The organism is Streptomyces sp. NPDC048419 (assembly GCF_043200415.1).
Taxonomy (GTDB): Bacteria; Actinomycetota; Actinomycetes; order Streptomycetales; family Streptomycetaceae; genus Streptomyces.
Genome location: NZ_JBICXT010000041.1, coordinates 26,183 through 44,446, shown reverse-complemented (window position 1 = coordinate 44,446; position 18,264 = coordinate 26,183). Strand labels below are relative to the sequence as shown.

The 18,264-nt window shown below is 64.7% G+C and carries 12 protein-coding genes and 7 pseudogenes; 8 read left to right on the top strand and 11 right to left on the bottom strand.

Annotated elements, in window-relative coordinates:
* Nucleotides 1-116, top strand: a pseudogene (locus ACGFYN_RS43645) (IS5/IS1182 family transposase); the annotation flags it as partial.
* Between the two features lie 503 nt (nucleotides 117-619).
* On the opposite strand, the gene ACGFYN_RS43640 reads toward ACGFYN_RS43645, so the two are convergent.
* On the bottom strand, nucleotides 620-976 hold the full coding sequence (locus ACGFYN_RS43640) for a hypothetical protein (RefSeq protein WP_393871558.1): 357 nt from the start codon (nucleotides 974-976) through the stop codon (nucleotides 620-622).
* A 369-nt stretch (nucleotides 977-1,345) separates the two neighbouring features.
* A complete protein-coding gene (locus tag ACGFYN_RS43635; RefSeq protein WP_393871557.1) occupies nucleotides 1,346-1,600 on the bottom strand; it encodes a DUF3303 family protein in 255 nt (84 codons plus the stop codon).
* A 395-nt stretch (nucleotides 1,601-1,995) separates the two neighbouring features.
* Between ACGFYN_RS43635 and ACGFYN_RS43630 the strand changes: the two are divergent.
* A pseudogene (locus tag ACGFYN_RS43630) lies at nucleotides 1,996-2,281 on the top strand (transposase); the annotation flags it as partial.
* Between the two features lie 418 nt (nucleotides 2,282-2,699).
* Here the strand turns inward: ACGFYN_RS43630 and ACGFYN_RS43625 are convergent.
* Complete coding sequence (locus ACGFYN_RS43625) at nucleotides 2,700-3,083, bottom strand: putative Ig domain-containing protein (RefSeq protein ID WP_393871562.1); 384 nt, start codon at nucleotides 3,081-3,083, stop codon at nucleotides 2,700-2,702.
* A gap of 41 nt (nucleotides 3,084-3,124) precedes the next feature.
* Nucleotides 3,125-3,253, bottom strand: a pseudogene (locus ACGFYN_RS43620) (hypothetical protein); the annotation flags it as partial.
* Nucleotides 3,254-4,041: 788 nt separating this feature from the next.
* Between ACGFYN_RS43620 and ACGFYN_RS43615 the strand changes: the two are divergent.
* Nucleotides 4,042-4,200 (top strand): helix-turn-helix domain-containing protein, encoded by a 159-nt coding sequence (locus ACGFYN_RS43615; protein ID WP_393871556.1) that lies wholly within the window; start codon nucleotides 4,042-4,044, stop codon nucleotides 4,198-4,200.
* Here ACGFYN_RS43615 and ACGFYN_RS43610 read toward each other — a convergent pair.
* On the bottom strand, nucleotides 4,197-4,331 hold the full coding sequence (locus tag ACGFYN_RS43610; protein ID WP_393871555.1) for a hypothetical protein: 135 nt from the start codon (nucleotides 4,329-4,331) through the stop codon (nucleotides 4,197-4,199). The genes ACGFYN_RS43615 and ACGFYN_RS43610 overlap by 4 nt on opposite strands.
* 269 nt (nucleotides 4,332-4,600) lie before the next feature.
* Here ACGFYN_RS43610 and ACGFYN_RS43605 point away from each other — a divergent pair.
* Nucleotides 4,601-4,837 (top strand): annotated as a pseudogene (locus ACGFYN_RS43605) (transposase); the annotation flags it as partial.
* A 139-nt stretch (nucleotides 4,838-4,976) separates the two neighbouring features.
* On the opposite strand, the gene ACGFYN_RS43600 reads toward ACGFYN_RS43605, so the two are convergent.
* Both ACGFYN_RS43600 and ACGFYN_RS43595 read right to left on the bottom strand, forming a co-directional pair.
* A complete protein-coding gene (locus ACGFYN_RS43600; protein ID WP_393871554.1) occupies nucleotides 4,977-7,205 on the bottom strand; it encodes a hypothetical protein in 2,229 nt (742 codons plus the stop codon).
* Nucleotides 7,206-7,704: 499 nt separating this feature from the next.
* Nucleotides 7,705-7,843: pseudogene (locus tag ACGFYN_RS43595) on the bottom strand (ATP-binding protein); the annotation flags it as partial.
* Nucleotides 7,844-8,022: 179 nt separating this feature from the next.
* On the opposite strand from ACGFYN_RS43595, the gene ACGFYN_RS43590 reads away from it, so the two are divergent.
* The 4 genes from ACGFYN_RS43590 to ACGFYN_RS43575 all read left to right on the top strand — a co-directional run bounded on the left by ACGFYN_RS43590 (nucleotide 8,023) and on the right by ACGFYN_RS43575 (nucleotide 15,377).
* A complete protein-coding gene (locus ACGFYN_RS43590) occupies nucleotides 8,023-8,364 on the top strand; it encodes a hypothetical protein (protein ID WP_393871553.1) in 342 nt (113 codons plus the stop codon).
* Between the two features lie 2,179 nt (nucleotides 8,365-10,543).
* Entirely contained in the window at nucleotides 10,544-13,057 is a 2,514-nt protein-coding gene (locus ACGFYN_RS43585; protein WP_393871552.1) for a hypothetical protein, read from the top strand.
* A gap of 234 nt (nucleotides 13,058-13,291) precedes the next feature.
* Nucleotides 13,292-14,155, top strand: coding sequence for a GNAT family N-acetyltransferase (locus tag ACGFYN_RS43580; protein WP_393871551.1), 864 nt, complete (start codon nucleotides 13,292-13,294; stop codon nucleotides 14,153-14,155).
* A gap of 907 nt (nucleotides 14,156-15,062) precedes the next feature.
* Nucleotides 15,063-15,377 (top strand): hypothetical protein, encoded by a 315-nt coding sequence (locus tag ACGFYN_RS43575; protein ID WP_393871550.1) that lies wholly within the window; start codon nucleotides 15,063-15,065, stop codon nucleotides 15,375-15,377.
* A gap of 251 nt (nucleotides 15,378-15,628) precedes the next feature.
* On the opposite strand, the gene ACGFYN_RS43570 is transcribed toward ACGFYN_RS43575, so the two are convergent.
* The 4 genes and pseudogenes from ACGFYN_RS43570 to ACGFYN_RS43555 all read right to left on the bottom strand — a co-directional run bounded on the left by ACGFYN_RS43570 (nucleotide 15,629) and on the right by ACGFYN_RS43555 (nucleotide 17,730).
* A protein-coding gene (locus ACGFYN_RS43570; protein ID WP_393871549.1) for an IS5 family transposase occupies nucleotides 15,629-16,446 on the bottom strand; the annotation gives its coding sequence in 2 pieces (ribosomal slippage) (nucleotides 15,629-16,104 and nucleotides 16,104-16,446; 819 coding nt in all).
* A 216-nt stretch (nucleotides 16,447-16,662) separates the two neighbouring features.
* Nucleotides 16,663-16,740, bottom strand: a pseudogene (locus ACGFYN_RS43565) (hypothetical protein); the annotation flags it as partial.
* A gap of 88 nt (nucleotides 16,741-16,828) precedes the next feature.
* A pseudogene (locus ACGFYN_RS43560) lies at nucleotides 16,829-16,945 on the bottom strand (hypothetical protein); the annotation flags it as partial.
* Nucleotides 16,942-17,730: an IS256 family transposase gene (locus ACGFYN_RS43555; RefSeq protein ID WP_393871548.1), complete on the bottom strand. Its 789-nt coding sequence runs from the start codon at nucleotides 17,728-17,730 to the stop codon at nucleotides 16,942-16,944. The gene ACGFYN_RS43555 and the pseudogene ACGFYN_RS43560, both read right to left, overlap by 4 nt.
* Between the last annotated feature and the right edge of the window lie 534 nt (nucleotides 17,731-18,264).

The window sequence follows — 18,264 nt, the reverse complement described above, 5'->3', positions numbered from 1 at the left end:
CTACCGAGAAGACCGTCAGCCGGGCTCTGGCCGCGGCACGGGCACCGGTCGAGCGCGGCGTGGCCTGCCTGAAGTCATGGCGGATCTTCCGCAGGCCCCGCTGCAGCCCCAACCGTTCGCCGCGCTCGGCAAGGCAGGCCAGCGACCTCTACCAGCCACCACCATGGCGGCCACCGCCGTTGACGACCCGACAGGCGTCGTACCCGAGGGCAATCCAGCAACCTAGGGAACGGCTGAAGGCAGGCCGCCAGACGGCTCGAACCTCCCACCCGTCCACCGCGCCTTTAACACCCGTCCCGGCCGTCCGTCCGCACCCTGCGTCGCGGCCTGGTCGGCGCCGATGAGGTCCTCGCCCTTCAAGGCCAGGCCGCTTAGGCGGCTGCGCTACTGGCTGGCGGCGTCCATCAGCTGCTGCCGCCGGCGAACCGCAGGATCAGGGGGCCGAGCGCGGGCTGCCTGTTCGTGGTGTCGCAGCAGCTGCCCAAGCTCGATCACCAGCGTGAGCAGGGTGCCACGCACATCGGCGCCTCCAGGGAGTGCCGAGTGAAGGCGTGGCTGGCGGTCGCGGCGGCGGCAGCGCGCGCGGGGACCACGGGGCGGGGTCGATGCCGCGGCCCGGTCAGCCGTCGTGGCATACGGCGTGTGGTGCGGAGCGCTGGAGTGCCGCTGACCTCATCCACGTGGCGCAGCACGGCGAGCCGATGGCGGGCGCGTCTTGCATGCGGGTCTCCTGGGAGGCGAAGGCCACGAAGACCTCCTCAACTCCGCAGCCCTTCGGGCCCTTGCGCGCCGGGGAACGCTGTGGATAGTCGAGATCGACCGATAGCAAATAGAGGCCTTGGCACGGATGGCGCTCGGCGAACTGCTTGAGCACCGCTCGAGAGACCACATGCTGTTTACGTACGGGCGGCTCACGCAGCGCGGCAAGGCGCTCCACCTCGGCGAAGAGGTCATTCGCACCCTTCGATTCGGACACCACCCCGCAGTCCTCACATCCCCCGCCCGCAGGAGGTATCCGACTTCCTCGCGGTTCTGAGCACCTCCTGCGACGGAGCGGTCGGCTCACCCGCCGTACGCACTACCGGCAGAACACTCCTGGCAGAGTTGCCCCACGGATCGGGTGGCCGTGCCCGTGCCGTGTCCGATGAAGCGGGAAACCGCGGATACAGGGCAGCCGCAACGTCCAGGCATGCGAACGGCCCTCAACCAATCCACCAGGTCGGGGCCGTTTCCGCTGTTCTCAGAGTGGAGGCAGTGGGATTGGGCCCCACGGTGACACCGCTCAAGATCCAACCTCTTTGGCGCCGCCTTACGGCGTGGATCAGCGGACAAAACGGGACCAGTCCTACTGCAGCGCAGCAAGACCCTTCTGCATGTCCTCGGTGTTCATCACCGGCTGGATCTCGATCTTCGCACCCAGTTCCTCGAAGAGCGGCTCCGCGATCGTGGGGAGCAGGGAACTGTCCTGCATGTCGAAGACAAAAGTGCAGGACCGCCCGCCCTCGCTCGGACCGAAGTAGGCCGCCTCGGGCTTGAGGAGTTCCGTCATCGACTGCATGACCTTCGGCAGGGTGCCGTTCTTGACCGCCTCACTCGACATCTGAGTATCCAGTTGCGCTCTCAGCATGACCCGCATCGCACGCGCTCCTTCCGCCCACCACGACCGGCGCGGTCCCGTCCGCGCTCGCTGAGCCCCGGTGATCTCGCGCTCAGCCTCTCCTCGAGGGATCAGGGCAGCAACATCTCCTCCTCCGTCCGTGTCGCAGGTCCCAATCGGGCATCATCAGATGTACGTGATCCGCGGAGCGTGACTCGGTCGCCGAGGCCGTTGTGTCAACTGCCCAGCTTGGGTCGGCCCTGGGCCGTAAGAAATGGCTCGGCAGCGACCAACAGCGACAGGTCCGCCACCGGCGTGGCCGGTAGTCGCCCGCTTGGGTTCTACTGACCGTTCTGTAGGACTGTGGCCCATGTGGTCAGGCGGACGTTGACTTCAACATGGGGCGGGGTACGTGGAGTTGGATTGTTCCTGACGGGCCGTGGGAGATCGCTAAGCCGCTGATCCTGCCGTCCAGAGTGCGGCCGCAGGGTGGCGGGACGCAGGACGCGCCTGATGAGACGCTGTTCGCAGCGATCATCTACGTGCTAGTCAGCGGCTGTGCCTGGAGGGCTTTGCCGCCGTGCTTCGGCATCTCGAAGTCGGCCGCTCACCGCCGGTTCCTAATCTGGTCCAGAGCCGGTGTCGGGGGCCGCCGTGCTGCACCGTCTGGACGATGCCGGCCTTGAGCTTTCTACCGCGGACGTGGAGGTCATGGTGCGCGGGCAGGGAGCCCCCGTTTTGTGGTGCCCGGCCAACCGGTCTTGGGGCGGGCACCATGGGGTCTATTTGATGGTAGTGGTGGTTTCGGCGGTGTCGTTGCCGAGGAGGGGTCGGGGGCGGAGGACCAGGTGCCGCCCGAGATCGTCACTGTGCCGGCACGGTTGGGCGTGGTGCCTTGACGGTGAGGGTGACGCTGTTGTCCTTGCCGGGGGACAGGGGCCCTTGACGGTGGCGTGGATACCCGTCAGCGTCACACCATTGATCTTGATGGTGATGCCGGACACATTCACCCCGGTGCCGGTGGCCTTGACGCCGGACAGGCCCGTGGTGCCGAGGATGCGGTTGACGCCCTGTGCGGGGGCGGGGCCGTTGTTGGTGATGGTCAGGGTGTAGGCGGCGGCGGTGTTGCGGGGGCCTGAGTCGGTCCGGAGATGCTGGCCTGCAGGTCCGTCTTGTACGGGCCGACGGTCAGCATGTACTGCTGGGTGGCGTTGCCCGCGCTGTTTGTGGCGGTCAGTGTGAGCTTGTAGGTGCCGCTGCTGGTGGTCGCCGAGGTCCCGGTGAAACTCCCGGTGTCATCGCCGTTGTCCGTGAAGGTCACGCCCGTGGGCGGGGTACCGGAGGCGGTCAGCTTCGGCGTCGGCTTGCCGGTTGTGTCACCTGCGGCGGGCTCGAGGGGATCGGCACACCCGGCTGCACCGTGGTGCTGGGGTTGTCGGTGAAGACCGGCGCCTGGGTGGCTGACGGGTTGACCGTCAGCGTCAATTTCACGGTCGCCGTCTGCCCGTTCGCGTCGGTCGCGGTGACCTTCACCGTCGAGGTTCCGGCGATGTCCGGAGTGCTGCTGATCGCACCGGAGTTGCTGTCCAGCGACAGCCTACTGGGCAGGCCGCTGGCACTCCAGGCGACCGTGCCCGTGCCGCCGCTGGAGGTCAGCGTCGCGCCTGGATAGGCGCTGCCCGCGGTGCCGTCCGGCAGGCTGGAGGTCAGTGAGCGCCGCGCCGTCCCCCCGCTCCTTGAGGGGTAAAGGGTTGGGGAGACTAGAGCGAGGATCGGGCGTACTGGCCAGTACGCCCGGCCGAGCGGGAAGACGCGCTACAGGCACTTCAGCGACAGGCCCTGTGGCGCATGCCACCGGGGGTGGCCGCTGCTGGACGATCACGGACACCCCATCGTGGCGACGAGCAGGGTAGACATGGTGGAGAGCGTCGACCTCCCCTGTGGCTACCGCCGGAAGGATCGCCCGAGCTGGCGAGCTTTCGGAAGCGGTGCAGAGCGGCAAGGGCCCGCGTCCATCCAGGAACTTGCACAGCGGCTCTGGGGCGAGCACAAAGGCCCATCCCCCCAACGGCCCGCCCCGACCCTCTCGCTTTAACTTGCCCTTATCCCCCTCAGGCATACCATCTATTTGCACCGTGAGTGCGTATAGTCTGCGTTGCAGGGATGGGCTCGCAGACCGCAATGCACTCAGGGCCTCCGTGGGGTGTAGGTCCTGCCGAGTCTCGCTTCCCGTCTGGCGTGCCCCCCACTCTGACGATGCGAGCGAGGGCGTCCGGTGCGGTGCGCTTAGGGGGACTGGGGGTGCGGCTAAAGCCAACCGCACCCCCAGTCCCGGCGCGGGGCAATCATCTTTTTACAGTCGACCTCGTATGGCAGCGCCGTGTGTGTCTCGACGACGGCCGAACGTTGACCCTCTGACGGCGCTTCATCTGACTCTGGTCTTGGTGATCAAGGTCAGAAGGGAAGAGGTGATCCACGTGGAGGGCTGGGCAGAGATCCGTCGGTTGCACCGGGCCGAGCAGATCCCGATCCGGGCGATCGCCCGGCACCTGGGCATCTCGAAGAACACGGTGAAACGCGCGCTGGCGCATGACGGCCGCTAGTACGAGCGTCCGGCGAAAGGCTCGGCCGTGGACGCGGTCGAGGTGCAGATCCGCGAGCTGCTGCGGGAGACGCCGACGATGCCGGCGACGGTGATCGCGGAGCGGTTCGGCTGGCAGCGAGGGATGACCATCTTGAAGGAACGGTGCGCGAGCTGCGGCCGGCGCACTTGCCGGTGGGCCCGGTCTCACGGACGACATATCGGCGGGGCGAGCTAGCCGAGTGCGACCTGTGGTTCCCCGAGGCCGACATCCCGCTGGGCTACGGGCAGACGGGACGGCCTCCGGTTTTGGTGATGGTGTCGTGCTACTCGCGGATCATCGCCGTGAGGATGCTGCCCTCGCGCCGGAGTGGGGACCTGATCGACGGGCACTGGCGGCTGCTGACCGCCTGGGGCGACATCGCATGCCGGCGATCGTGAAGCTGTGGTTGGACGCCTGACGGAGTTCGTCCCCTTCCTCGCTTACGACGTGGAGATCCGCAAGGCCATCTGCCCGACGACGGCAATAGACTCGGTCAACGCCCGCATCCGCCGTCAAGGCCCGCGGCCACTTCCCCAACGAACAGGCCGCGCTGAAATGCGTCTCCCTCGCGCTGATGAGCCTGAATCCCACAGGCAAGGGCCGACGCAGATGGACCATGTGCGGGAAAGGCACCGCCGAACGCCTTCCAGACCTCCTTCGACGGCCGACTCAGCCCAAGCAACTGCTGACCACTCAACAACCAGATCAGCCGTCAAATTGACACTCCCACTTCCGCTAGCCGGTCAGCGCCCACCCTATTCAGGGAGTTCGAATTTGCCAGTCCCTTCGTCTGGATTGTGGGTGGTGTCGATGCCGAAGACGGCGAGCGGGACCTGGTAATTTTGAGGGTCTTCGAGTATGTCGGCGATGCTGGTGGGCGTCGATGGCAGTGACGGTTGACTTCCTCCGAGACCGGGGATGGCGGGGGTAGGCCAGGCCCGGGCGGTGGGGTCGACTATGTGGCCTTGCTGGCCGTCGGCCGGGATGAATACGTATGTGGATCCGAATACCTTGTGCCAGGTGCCGGGGTGTTGTACCCCGCTGACAGAATATCCGGCACCGTAGACGGTGCGTCCTTGCCAGATGTCTGTGGTTTCTGCTCCTCTCAAGACGCGGAGGAGTTTCATCGTGGCGTGGGTTGCTGTGCTGCCGGTGTGGTAAATCCGTACTTCGCCATCAAATTCGATGGTTCGGGCGCTGTCGGCGTTATAGGTGATGAGGGCGCGCGAGTAGCGCGTCCCGCCGTCTATGGGTGCACCTCTCCCGAGTTCTGTGAACGTCCACCTTTTGCCGGTGCCGAACCTGGTTCCTTCGAAGGCCGTTCCGGATCCGTCAGAGCGGGTGATCTTCTTTTCTTCGATGCCGCTGAAGCCGGGGGCATCCACGGTGATGGAGACGGCCGCGAGGGCCTCGGCTGGAACGGTACATACTTCCTCGACCACGCCCGCAATGGCCTCAGGGGACAGCCACATGGCAGGATTCTGAGGGAACACGCGCGCGATGACGGTGGCTAGCTGTTCAATCACGGCGGTCACGACGGGAGACAAGAGTCCGGCTTCCAGGGCCAGCTGATCTTGCCCGGTGCCAGTCGCCAGCCTGCCGTCCGCCTTCTTCGCTGCGGCGGTAATACCGGGGACGATGTCGTCTGCGGCGATGCTTTTAATTTTCTCTGCGAGCCGCTCGCCCACGCTCGCCACTTCGGCAGCTCCCAAGCTTGCCTCAAGCTCCTGCTTGAATGCTTGAAATACACCCTTAAAGGCGCCGCTGATGAGGCCCCAGCCGGGAATGAACGAACCTGGGACAAATCCCATGAGCCCCATGACGAAGTCGAAATTGGCTTCCATGCGGGCGATCGTTCCCGCACCAATCATCACCATTCCGTCGGCCTGCATAGCTTCCACAAGAGACTGGTTTTTGCTCCTCGTTTCGTTGACAAATTTTTCGTAGGCATCTTGTGCGGATCGTCCTTGGAGGTAGCGCTTGAACCCCGCTTTGCCGGCGCCGACAGCTCCGAAGGCAGGAGCGAACGCTCCGGCATACGACCTGCCAACGCCGATACCAATGTCGAACAGCTTTTCCGCCGTGTCCAGGCTGAGAAGTTCTGCCTGTGCCCGTTGAAGCAGCGACTGTTCCCTCTCGAGATCCTCCTTCTTTTTCTGCTCCAAACCCTTCGCGTAATCTTTCACGGCCTGCTTGACGAGGTCCCTCATATGTCCGGAAAGGGCCGTTCCGGTCGATGCTCCGAGGGCGGCAAGTTTCCGATAGCTGGTAAAAACCTTGTGCGTCTGCTTGATGAAAGTGGTCAATTCTGAACCCAGAGCGGCCGCCACAGAAATACCCTGCTGCTGGCACAGAGCGTAAAATTCTTCTTCTGACGGCACACGCGGAGTCTTTGTGCTCAACTGGACGGCGGCAAAGCGAATTTGCAGGAGCTTTTCCAGGATCCCTTCGTAGGCCTTGACGTCGCCAGCGAGCTTCAAGCGAAGTTTTCCGGTGCGCCCCAAGTGGGTCCCGCGGACTTCTGCCAGGATACGGATCAGATTCTGAAAGTATGCGATACGGCCATTGATGGACGCCACCAGGCCTTGGGTACTGGCCGTGGTGGTCCCTTCCGGGTTGACCAGCGCGAGCATGGTCCGCGCAGCCTTCAAATAGGTCCGGCGGACTCCTTCTATGCGTTGCTCGATCGGGTGCGCACCTACCGTTGCGGCGAGCGCGGCTTCCAAGGTCGTAGATTGCTTCGGTCCGCCCACTACACGCTTGAGGTATTTGTGACGCCACTTTCTCGTTTCGAGGTAATCGTAGATCTGTGTCGCGATTTTATGGACCGCCTCCTCCCTGGATACCTCCTGGGCGCCCAGCCCGTCGGCGACCCCTTTAATCTCCTCCAGGGCGTCAAAGAATTGCGCGTCGTCGTCGGGCTCACTTCTGGGAGTAAAGAACTGTTCCTCCTCGCCTTCGTCCTCAACCGACAGCTCCTTCACCTCAAGCGGTGGCCGCGGTGTACTGTCCGCCCGCCTGGGTGAGGGCTCCTCCTGCCCTTCGCGCGACGGTGACATGGGCGGTACAAGGGTGCTCCGCTCCGCCGACGGGGTGGCTGTTTCCAATGGAGGAGGAGATGTCGGTCCACCGGACGGAGGTTGTTCAGTCATCACGGCTCCCTGTCGTCCACGCGGCTGGCATCGAGGTCCAGCGAGATGTGAGCTGCTCGGCTCGGTGTCGCTGATGCCACCCACGCCCCACCCCCTGACGTGCCCGGGGCGGGCTATGTCCCGGCGGCGACAAGCGCCCTTTCCCCGAGAGTCCTCTTCTTATTGCCGCAGCGGTGACCCTAAAGGGCAGCAAAAGGAGACACTCAGGATGAACATGTGGTTCGGTCGCGGGCGTGACGTTTCTTGATCCTTGCGGTACGCCCTGGTGTCCGCGTACTCGTCTGAGTGCGCCATCGAGTACGAAGTTGTGTGCACCAGTGCTCAGGCCACGTGTGTTCCGCTCGATGGCCTGGAGGCGGCGGTTCTTGAGCCGGTAGCCTGTTGCCGTTGATCGGGACGATCTCGCAGGGGCGCGGGAGGCGGTCGAGGACCGCCGTGGCGAGGACCTCGTCGCCGAAGACCTCCCATTCATCTGGGGCTGGCACTTGTTCCCCATCGTGAGTTCCTGCTGCTACCTGACTGTATCCCCCGAGGCGTGACTGCAGGTCATCGCGGGCGGTGCCGTTCCGCCGATGACGGGCCCCTGGCGGTTCCAGGCAGTGTGCGTCGATGCGTTCGCCGCCTCATGCGGGCTCGCGGGTTCAGCCCGGTGACCGTCGTCAACGACATCGGTCTCCTGGAGCGGACCATCACGGCTCTGGGGCGACCGGCCTGGGAAGTGATGCCCGAGGACGTCGACCGCGTGGTCGCTGACCTCGCGGTGAAGGGCCGCAAGACCTCAACTCGACGCGAGTACGTGCAGATCCTCAAGGACCTCCACCGGTTCCTGCAGGCCCGCAAGGCTCCCGAGATCGAGGCCGCCTTCGGCGTCCGGCTGGTCTGCCCGGTCGATGAGTTCCACGCATCCCGGCATGTCGGCGACGACTCCCCGGCCTTGGTGCCGCCGCCGACCCCGGAACGAGTGGCGAAATTCTTTGACTTCATGAAATAGCGGATCGCGAGCCCGGAAGTACGGGCCTGCCGCCCGGGCCTATGCCCCACATCCCCTTCGGCAAGTGCGCCCATACTCCTGCACCGCGGCCGCGGTGGATGCCCATGCTCGACGGCCTCGACCTGGTGCTGAGATGGTTCGTGGAGGACGTGCGGGCCAAGTTCCCCGACTCGCCTGTGCTGTTCGCCGACGAGGCCGGCGGCAGCCTCCATCGCAGGACGATCCGCAGTCGGCTGCGCTATCTCATGGAACTCGAAGGCCAGCCAGCAGCCGGACGGTTCAGCCCGCATGCCCTGCGACGGGCCTGCGCGACCACAACTACGAACGTGACGTCGGCCCTCCGCAACGTTCATCCAAGACGCCTATCAACGGGCCGTCGCCAGCCCCCTGGCCGAGCTGACCGAGGAGGACGCCACGGCATGAAGATCCAATGGCAGCTTCGGATGGCCATCGCCCAACGCGACGTCTGGACGGGCACCGAACCGCGGTGTCCTCCGCTTCGGTGTCCGCGCTGGTCACCAAGGAGCTCTCACAGGTGAAGATGACCACGCTGGCCGCGTTGTGCACCGCGCGGGAGTACACTCCCAACGACCTGACCGAGGTCGCCACCACCCCAATCGAGCGGCCCGTCGCACCACCACGTCCGGGCGCCGATCTTCCGCAGGCCCGCGCCCCCGGGGCCGCTCGATGCCGCGCTGTGGCTCGGAGAGCGTGCTGGGCAAGAAGCAACGGGACTGCAGCACCTGCGGTGCCCAATGGGTATTTTTGTACGCAATTGATGCTGGCAATATGCAGCAGTGGTCAGACCGCCAGCGGCGAGCAGGGTGCCGACTCTGGGATTTACTATCCCCCAGTCGGACCACCGTTCGCAGCCGATCACCAGCAGAGATAGGCCCGCAGCGAGCAGTACGCATCCGAACACATCAAAACTGGGAGACTGTTCTCCTTTGCTCTCCGAGATTGTGAGCATTGTCAGGAACATCAACGCCAGGACGAGTGGCAAATAGAACGAATGTGTAGCGCCAGCCAAGTTTCTCGATGCCAACAGCCAGAAGAAAAGGAATTTCCGTTCCGGAGAGAGCGGTAACGGCGCCGACCATCCCGAAACCCAACCGGACTCCGGGTCCTATGGCTGGACCAAGACCGCAGATGAGATCTTCGAACACCTCGACGGCTATTTACACAGAATTCCTGACTCAGGAGACTAGCGGCCCCCACCAACACCCACCATAAAGGACCAGGCAGCAAGCTGACGGGGACTCATGACCGATCGCGGCCGACGACTTCGAGCGTGGGTTCAGTGCCCATTTTCCGGAGTGTCTGCGTCGTTAAACGCAAGCCGAAGAAGGTCCAGCCCGCCCCACCCGCTCGATGACTGCCGCTGAGACCAGCCGATCGAACTACCGATCCCCTCGGTTCAGCCCCTTCTTTGTAATTGGCCAGTTCCTGCATGGCGGTGGGATACTGCATTCCATAGGAGGGTTCGTGCTGGCGCCGTGTCGCTCTCGGTGGCCAGTCGATTGCATATAGTGCTGGTGAATCGGAAGTGCTCACTGGATTCATGTCTTGATCACGCAGGGATGACCTTTCAGGAGGGCGGAAAATGTCTGGCGACCAGATTCCCGCGAGTGGCGGACCGCCTGATCTGCAGGGCGAAAAAGATCTTCCCCTGCTGGAGCCGGCAGAGGATGACACACCCGCTCACGAGGATGATACGCAGGCAGAAGTTCCAAGCCGCCGTGTGCCTAGGGAAGCCATCACACACATTGTGACCACGCTGCCGCCGGTACCGGACAGTCCCGAAGCAATGCTTGTGTTCCAGCGGGTGGCGTCGGGGCCCGTGTCTCCGTCGCTGCAGTCCCCGACACGACGGCAATCACCGGAACCTCTGTCACCCGATCCGAAGTCTCCGTCGGCAACACGATCCCCGGGGCCGCGTTCTCCATCCGGGGAGGAGGACTTCGAGGGCGTAGTCTCGCCGAGTGGTCCACGCTCTCCATCCGGGGGGGAGGGGGACTTCGAGGGCGTGGCCTCACCGGGAGTGGAAGAAAAGAGGCCCCCCGTCAAGGTGCCGATACGTGACTTGCGGTCGCATAACATCCGTGCGCTGAAAAGGGTCCCCGAAGGCGGCAGTGTGCGCTTTTCCATTCAAGAAATCCCCGGCAGTCGGGATTTGGCGATGGTGTTGCTCAGCCCTCCGGAAAAGTGGCCGAGCGGCCTCAGGACTGTGGCGACGGGGAAAATCACCAAGGCCCGGAAGGGCGAGCGCTGGTCGTGGGAGCAGCGAGGGGAGCTTGAAATAGAGGTGAGTGGTGGTCGCGTGGCAGAGTCCCAGCTCACCGAACTGCTCAACTTCACGAAAAAGAAGAAGACCTTCAGTCGTAATCCGGTGACTCAACCGCCCGATCCCACCGATGAACTGACCTTCCAATATGCGGGGCGTCACTATCGCGTCCATGAAGATGCGGACAAGGACCTGTATGTCCAGACAGGACCTGGACAGATCAGATATCTCCTTGACGCCCGCGGGACCACCGTTACACGCGATGCGGCCCGGCTCGCTCAGGGCTCCTTGTGGGGGGTAGACGGCGGTGCGCTTCACCTTGGGGCCCCCACAGGCGTATCGCCGGTCAGGCGGGAAGAGAAGAAGATTGTTCTGACTGTTCCCACCAGGCCGCAATCCCCTGCCATGCCGCTCACCGGTGCTCCTGCGGCGGAACGTGAGTTCTTGGCGCGAGCGAGCTCCTTGCTCGGCGATGTGGCGGCCGTGCGCGAGAGCGTGAAGGTCCTGGAACCTGAGCAACTGGAGCTGCTCAGCGAGGAGGTCTTGGTTTACCAACGCAGAGTCGAGGTGCTAGGCGCATGGCTGCGGCGGAGTAGTGCCCGTCGAGACTCTGAGGTGCCTGATCTGGAGCAGGTGCAGGAGGCCGCCGGCTGGACGCAAGAGCTCATCCGCGAGCACGGGAAGAAGGTCGAGCAGCTGACAAGCGCGGCCGACGGCCCAGCATGGCGGGAGCTGACCAAAATCGAGCGCCAGTTCACCCAGGCGCTGGAGATCTACCACTCTGCGGTCCGCGGGAAAACGAGTGAGGCGTCGCGGCAGATGCAGTCCACGTTCACCTCGGCGGTCAGGGCGCTCCGCGACTGGGAGGCTGGGCGCAGGCCGGCCGGGCGGCTGGCAGAGCTGCTTCAACAGGCCAAAGTCACACTGAGGAGCTATCAGGACACCGGCCCCCAGGAGATTAAATCCGTCAAGGGAAAACTGCGCAATGAGGTAACGGTGATTGGACACGGGTCCTATACGCGAGGGGAGGAGACGTTCGTACCAGAGGGCTGCGAGATCCACACCATGGCGGAGTGGGATTCCTACGTTGCGATAGGAATGGGAATTGAAGCGGTGATAGGAGAGCTTCCAGGGCTACGTAAATATAAGGCCAGAAAGATGATTCCGAACCTGGCGCTGCACGCAGGAGACGCAAGTGAGACCGAGCGGCTCAACGATTTCCTGGAGAGCACGTCCCAGCCCGTCCTGCGAAAAGCGATCGCGGTGGGGACCCTGCCCCTCATTGACAAAGCTTCCAGGCCGCCCGGAGGACCCCCCGGTCCGGTCACTCTCGAATCCGGCATCAAATTGTGCGACGACACAGAGGGCGCATGCAGTATTTTCGCCGGGGTTCACCGTTGCAACGGCTTGCTCGCCCGCCTATCCGGCACGGTAATCCTTACCGCGTGCACCGTGCCGACCGACGCTAGTCGCCGGTTGTCGCTCAAAGCTAAGCGCGAAACCCCGCGGACGTTCACCGATCCCGAGACCAAAGAGACCACCACCGCAGGGCTTGAGCCATGGGTAGCTGATCAGATATACGAGCACCCAAAATTCGGACGCACGCTTGCCCAGGCCAAGAGTTGGGTGGGCATCTTCGAGCGGGGCGCCACGGAGGGCCAGGGGAATTCCTGGCGCGTACTGCCCGAGGAAAACAAGAAGGCGATGAGAGTCGCCCAACCGACGATCGTCGCGCTGCTCCAACGCGCAGAAAATCTCTGGATCATGGCCCCGGGTGTAGAACGCCCCTTCCGGCGTGCCGCTCCCCGCACATCAGGCAAGCCGGCGTGGCGGGCGGATACCCAGTCCGAATGCGACGCCCTCTCGGGTGCCACCGGCGACTTCGAGATCCACATCACCAACACTCTCGGCCAGACGTTCAATATCGGCCGTACTGGGCTTCACCCCGTATTCGTCTACGGTGGCCGTGGGCTCGCCACCGTCAGCGTGTCTGGGGGCAACGTGGAGGCTGACGGCGAGGCCACCGTCACCACCGTCTCCGGCGGGATGGTGAGCACCCGTGGCTCGGCCACAGTCGGGAGGGTCACCAGCGGGATCGTGAACGCCGACGGCTCGTCCACAGTGGGCATCGCCGACGGCGGCACAGTGAGCGCGAACGGCTCGGCCACTGTGACCACCGTCAACGTCGGCGCCACCGTCTACCTCGAGGGGAACGCCAGGGTCACAACTCTCAACGGCGGCACCGTGAACGCCGAGGGATCCTCTCAGGTCACCACTGTCAATGGCGGCGTCGTAAACGCCGCGGAATCGGCCACGGTCGTCACCCTCAACGTCGGCGGCACCGTGAACCTCAGGGAGGAGGCCAGGGTCACCACCAACAACGGCGGCACCCTCAACCCTGCGGCGTGAGATACCGGTGATGAGACCCAGCACGATCAGGCCCTTGCCGAGACCCCTGGGGCGCACTGGCACCTCGACGCCACAAGCCCCGCGAGGGAGTCAGGTTGACTAACGCGTTCGGACGGCGCAGGCACCGCCGCCGGCTCAAGCGCAACAGAAACGCACGCGTGGCATCCCGGTGGCGGCTCCATCACTGCGTCAGTATGTCCGCTATCCATTGAATTGAGAAGGGCTGGATGAGCAGTGACGGTCTTGGCGGCGGGGTCGGGAAAGAGTCTGACGGTGCGGGCCTATAGCGCGCTGGACCAAGTGCAGGTGCTGGATCTGGTTACGGCGGACCGCCTCCTGGGCAAACCCGCCGTAACCGCCCGGATGCTCGACGACGCCACCGCAGGACGTTGCCCTGCAGACCCGGAGCTGTGGGCAGGCCTGGAAGAGCTGGCCACCGATGTGCTTGTCTCTGCGGACGGCCAAATCGTGGGAGTCGTGTCTTTCGCGGTCCGTGCGCGGGGGGCTGAGGGCGTGCTGCTGTGGATGCACTGCCGGGAGGAGGACCAGCACCTCGCCGGAGTGTTGATCGCCCACACGCTTAGCCGCTTCGGGCGGCGGACGGTGCACGCCTTCAAGGCCACTACGGCGCTCTCGTTCGCCGGACTGCCAGTTGGGAACCGTCCGGGCACGCACAGGGCGTTGGAGTCGGCCGGGTTTTCCCGCCGCGACGGATGGAGTTACCTTCACCACCGCCTCGACATCCACCGCCGCCGCCCACGAGTGGTGAGTGACATCACGGAGACTGACCCGGCCACCTGGCATGTTCATATGCGTGACGGGAACGGTGCCAGCATCGGAATGGCAGTCATCGGCAGGCTCGACGACATGACCGCCGTTCTGGAATGGATCGCCCTCCGGGCCGGCGGGTACAACCTTGGCCACATCCTTCTCGAACAATGCCTCGCGCACCTCACCGACCGCGGAATGCGTGACGTCATCACCTTCCTCGAGGCCCCGGCCGGCACAGAGTGCCCGTACAGTCCTGCGCGGGAACTGCATCATCAGGCTGGATTCCGCGAGATCGACCAGCTTCACGCCTACACTCGTCGACCCTGACGTTCCGGTCGAGTCAGGAACTCACCAAGCAGATATACGCGCACTCGCTGACGGGTCTGTCCCCACAGGCTTGCCGGTCACGGGGAAGCCCGGGACAGGCGATCGTCCCGTGGCGGGCTTGGCCCCAGGTGCTCCAGTGGCCTCGGGAGCGTTTTTGGGGACACCACCTATAGCAGCGACGGGCCCTTGCCTCCTCCGTGATGGGGGACACGCCTCGTTGACCACGCGGCGAGCGTGAGCCTGGCCGCGTGGTGTCGGCGCTCGTATGCGTTGGGGCCGAGGTGGGCCTCGGCGAAGTGCCGGCGGCGGGTGTTGGAGCAGGCCGCCGGGCATATACCGTCCCTGTGCAGGTGCCGGCGCCGCCGTAGCCGCGGATAACCAGAGGGTCCCACGTTTCCGGGGCACGTGAAACTCCCGCCGGCCGCATTGTGCGCGCTGGCGCCGACGCACCCATCGACCCCGGCACCCCGGCTCGTGCAGCGATCGGCGAAGGCCCGGAAGCGCCGTACTGGACCCCGTGGCTGGAATCAAACACGGAGCGCCCGCCGGCTTCCGCCCACTGGCCCCCAACCGGCCACCTGACCCGCAATTGCCTGGTCCGCCCGTCCGGACTGACAGACAATGCCGGCGTCCTGCCCGCCGACGGGGCAGCCGCCACAGCACCGCGGCGTTCATGGGCCGCCCAGGGCCGCTTCGGCATCCGGCTCCCTGTCTCAACGCAAACCGATCGGGTGTTGGTACTTCAATCAGCATCAATGGAGAAACGCTGCTGAAGTAGTAAGACGAGCTCGAGAAGCCCTGCCCGCGCCGACACGCTCTGGAAAGGGGGCCCCGATCTCGCCGAAGGGGACGGGCGATCGCGTAGTGAGAGCGCGCGAGGTGATGGCCGCCGTCGCAGCATAGAGTTATGGGTAGTTACATCGGGGATGCCGTAGTCGATGTAGGCACCGGCGACATCCACGTGATCGCGAACCTTTGGTCAACTTCCGCCTGGGTTGATCACATGGGCAACATCGAGAGTGACAGTTCGTTTCAAAAGATGACGAGCTGGGGCGGCAACTTTACTGTGAGTGACACGCTAGACGAGCTTGCACTGAACGAGGCGCACGGCGGGAACCTGTCCCTGCCTGGTGGGCGCAAAGGGCTGTTCACTGTAAGACCGGACAATCTCCTGGGGTCTCTGCAGATAGAAATCCGAGGGTACGGAGCACCGCCATTTTGAGACTGGCAGCAACGGTTACAGGCGTTGAGCCCTTGGCCGACCTGGTCAAGGCGTTGACGGCGTGGGAGTAGATGAGGAAAGCCAGTCAGCCGCACGGAGCCGGAAAGGCCAGCTCCTTCGGCTCGTTGGCCCAGCACACGACGGCAAACTGACTCCTGGCCATCCTGGTACGCCTGACGGATCTGTCCCATACCAGTGACGCCACCCTGCAAGGCCTGCCTCCCGCGCGGAAGGCAAGTTAAGACCGTGTCCTATGTGGTGAGGCGGACGAGTCGTTTGTAGCAGCACAGGGCGGCGGCGAGTCCGAGAAAGGCCAGGTAGTTGCGGGGATGGCGTTCGTAGCGGGGGCTGAGTCTGCGATAGCCGGACAGCCACGACATCGTGCGCTCGATCACCCACCTGCGGCGGCCCAACCGTTCGCTGGACTCGATGCCTTTGCGGGCGATGCGGACTCCAATGCGCTTGCCGCGTAACCATTTCCGCAGGTCCGGTCGGCCGTAGGCTTTGTCCGCGTGGAGGCGCTGGGGCTTGAAGTAGCAGCCACGATCCGGGTCGTGTCTCGTTTGGTGACCCGCCACCATGGGCTTCAGGCCTTCGCTGTCGTGGGTGTTACCGGCAAAGACGCCGACGAGGAGGGGCAGGCCGTTCGCGTCCGACAGGATGTGCATCTTGGAACCCGGCTTGCCCTGGTCCACGGGGCTCGGACCTGTGTGTTTGCCCCCCTTTTAGCGCGGACGTGCGCGGTGTCCAGGACGACGCGGGTGACATCGACGAGGCCGGCGTCATCCAGTCGGTGCACTACGGCCTCGTGCAGTCGGCCCCAGACACCGGCTCGGGACCAGATCAAAAGCCGTCGGTGAGCCGTCGATTTCGATATCCCGAAGCACGGCGGCAACGCGCGCCAGGCGCACCCGCTCACCAGGACATAGACGATCGGTGCAAACAGCGTCTCATCAGGGGTGTGCTGCGTTCCGCCACCCTGCGACCGCACCCTGGACGGAGGGATCAACGGCTTCGCGATCTCCCACAGCCCCTCCGGAACAATCCAACTCCAGGTTCCTCGCCCCATGTACGGCTCAACGTGGTCGTGCCCCTTGGCGTGGTGTTGGGGATCAACTGGCGGTCGTGTCTGTGGTGTTGGGTAGTGCGGGGGCGCTTTTTTTGGGGGGCGTGCGCGGTAGAACTCGTCCATGCTGCCTTCGGGCAGGTAACGGCGGGGGAAGGCGATCCATTCGTCGTGCATCTCGAAGAGCACGGCGGTGACCAGCCGGATGAGCGCGTCGTCGTTGGGGAAGACCTGGACGACGTCGATCCCTTCGCTTGATCTCCCGGTTGATCCGTTCCAGGGGTTGGTCGACTGGATCTTCTTCCAGTGCCTGGGCGGGAAGTCCCGCGAATGCAGTCAGGTTCTCCTTCGCGCTCAGGAACATGGCCTTGACCTTGGGGAACTGGGTGGCGAGCATGTCGGCGACGGTGTCGAGCTGGGTGCGCACGAGGTCGGCGGTGGGCTGGGTGAAGATGGTGCGGATGGTCGCGCCGACCATCTCGCCGGAGTCCCGGTCGATCACGCCGAAGACGTTGCGCAGAAAATGGACACGGCACCGCTGCCAGCCGCGCCGAGCGTGACCTTGCGGACCGCGGCGACCAGGCCGGAGTGCTGGTCGGTGACGACCAGGCGGACCCCGGACAGGCCGCGCTCCCGCAGGGAGCGCAGGATCTCCTTCCAGAACGCCTCGCTCTCGCTGTCGCCGACCATCAGGCCCAGCACCTCGCGGCCTCCGTCCTCGGTGATACCGGTGGCGACCACGACGGCCCGCGAGACGATCTGGTGGTTGACCCGTGCCTTGCAGTAGGTCGCGTCCAGGTAGACGTAAGGGAAGCGGACATGATCCAGCGGGTGGGTGCGGAACGCGGTCAGCGGTTCGTCCAGCGCGCAGATCCGTGAGACCTCCGACTTCGAGATGCCGCTGTCCCCGCCCAGGGCTTTGACCAGGTCATCCACGCCGCGGGTGGAGACTCCGTGCACGTATGCCTCCATGATGACGGCGTAAAGCGCCTGGTCGATGCCGCGCCGGCGTTCGAGCAGTGAGGGGAAGAAGCTGCCGGTACGGACCCTGGGGATCTCCAGGTCCAGATCGCCGGCCAGCGTGGTCAGCACCTTCTCCCGGTGCCCGTTGCGGATGTTGGTCCGCGTCGGCGGGTGCTCGTTCCACTCCGCGCCGATATGGGCACTCGCTTCGGCCTCGATCAGCTCCTGCACCAGCCGCTCGGCGATAGCGCGGATCAGCTCGCTTCCGTCGGTGGAACGTAGTGACTCAAGCAGCCGTATCAGCTCGGACTGAGACAGGGCCATCGTGCACTCCTCGTGGTTGAACTGGGCGTTCACCAACGAGAGTTACGCGATGGCCCGCCCTCTGTTCAGGGAGCGGCACTCACCCGTGGAAGTGCGCCCCGGGCAGACGCCCGCGCACTCCCGGCCACTGATCCCGTACACACGACAAGGGACACCATCCCCGCCGGCCGGGTCTGCTGACGGAACACGGTCGCATACGCGAGGGAGTCGCCATGTCCTCGGCGTCCCTCGCGACGAAAGTGCCGCCCCTGTCCTCCCTCGCTGGCGTCGGAGGGTGCGCTGTTGACCGGTGACGATGGCTGAGGGGTTCCTGCCGTGGCTCGCGCCGGTCACGCCCGCGATGAAGCGGCGGTGCAGCGGCCGGAAACTCATCCGTGGCTCGCCCTCAATCCCGGCCTCCGTGACCGCGGCAGCCAGGCGGTCGTCGAAGAAGTGAGCAGACAGTGATCACCCTGCACCGCACCTCGGAAGACGCCGTTCGCGGCGGGTCGGCCGCGAACCTATCTCTGGTCCCCGCACGCAGTTGTCAGCAGT

What these genes read in the sequence shown, in the direction of transcription:
- ACGFYN_RS43610 (WP_393871555.1), bottom strand. Translation starts at nt 4,331, where the DNA reads ATGGTCATCCCTCGCTGCCAGCCGAACCGCTCCGCGATCACCGTCGCC.
- ACGFYN_RS43635 (WP_393871557.1), bottom strand. Translation starts at nt 1,600, where the DNA reads ATGTCGAGTGAGGCGGTCAAGAACGGCACCCTGCCGAAGGTCATGCAG.
- ACGFYN_RS43585 (WP_393871552.1), top strand. Translation starts at nt 10,544, where the DNA reads ATGGTGTTGCTCAGCCCTCCGGAAAAGTGGCCGAGCGGCCTCAGGACT.
- ACGFYN_RS43575 (WP_393871550.1), top strand. Translation starts at nt 15,063, where the DNA reads ATGGGTAGTTACATCGGGGATGCCGTAGTCGATGTAGGCACCGGCGAC.
- ACGFYN_RS43555 (WP_393871548.1), bottom strand. Translation starts at nt 17,730, where the DNA reads ATGGCCCTGTCTCAGTCCGAGCTGATACGGCTGCTTGAGTCACTACGT.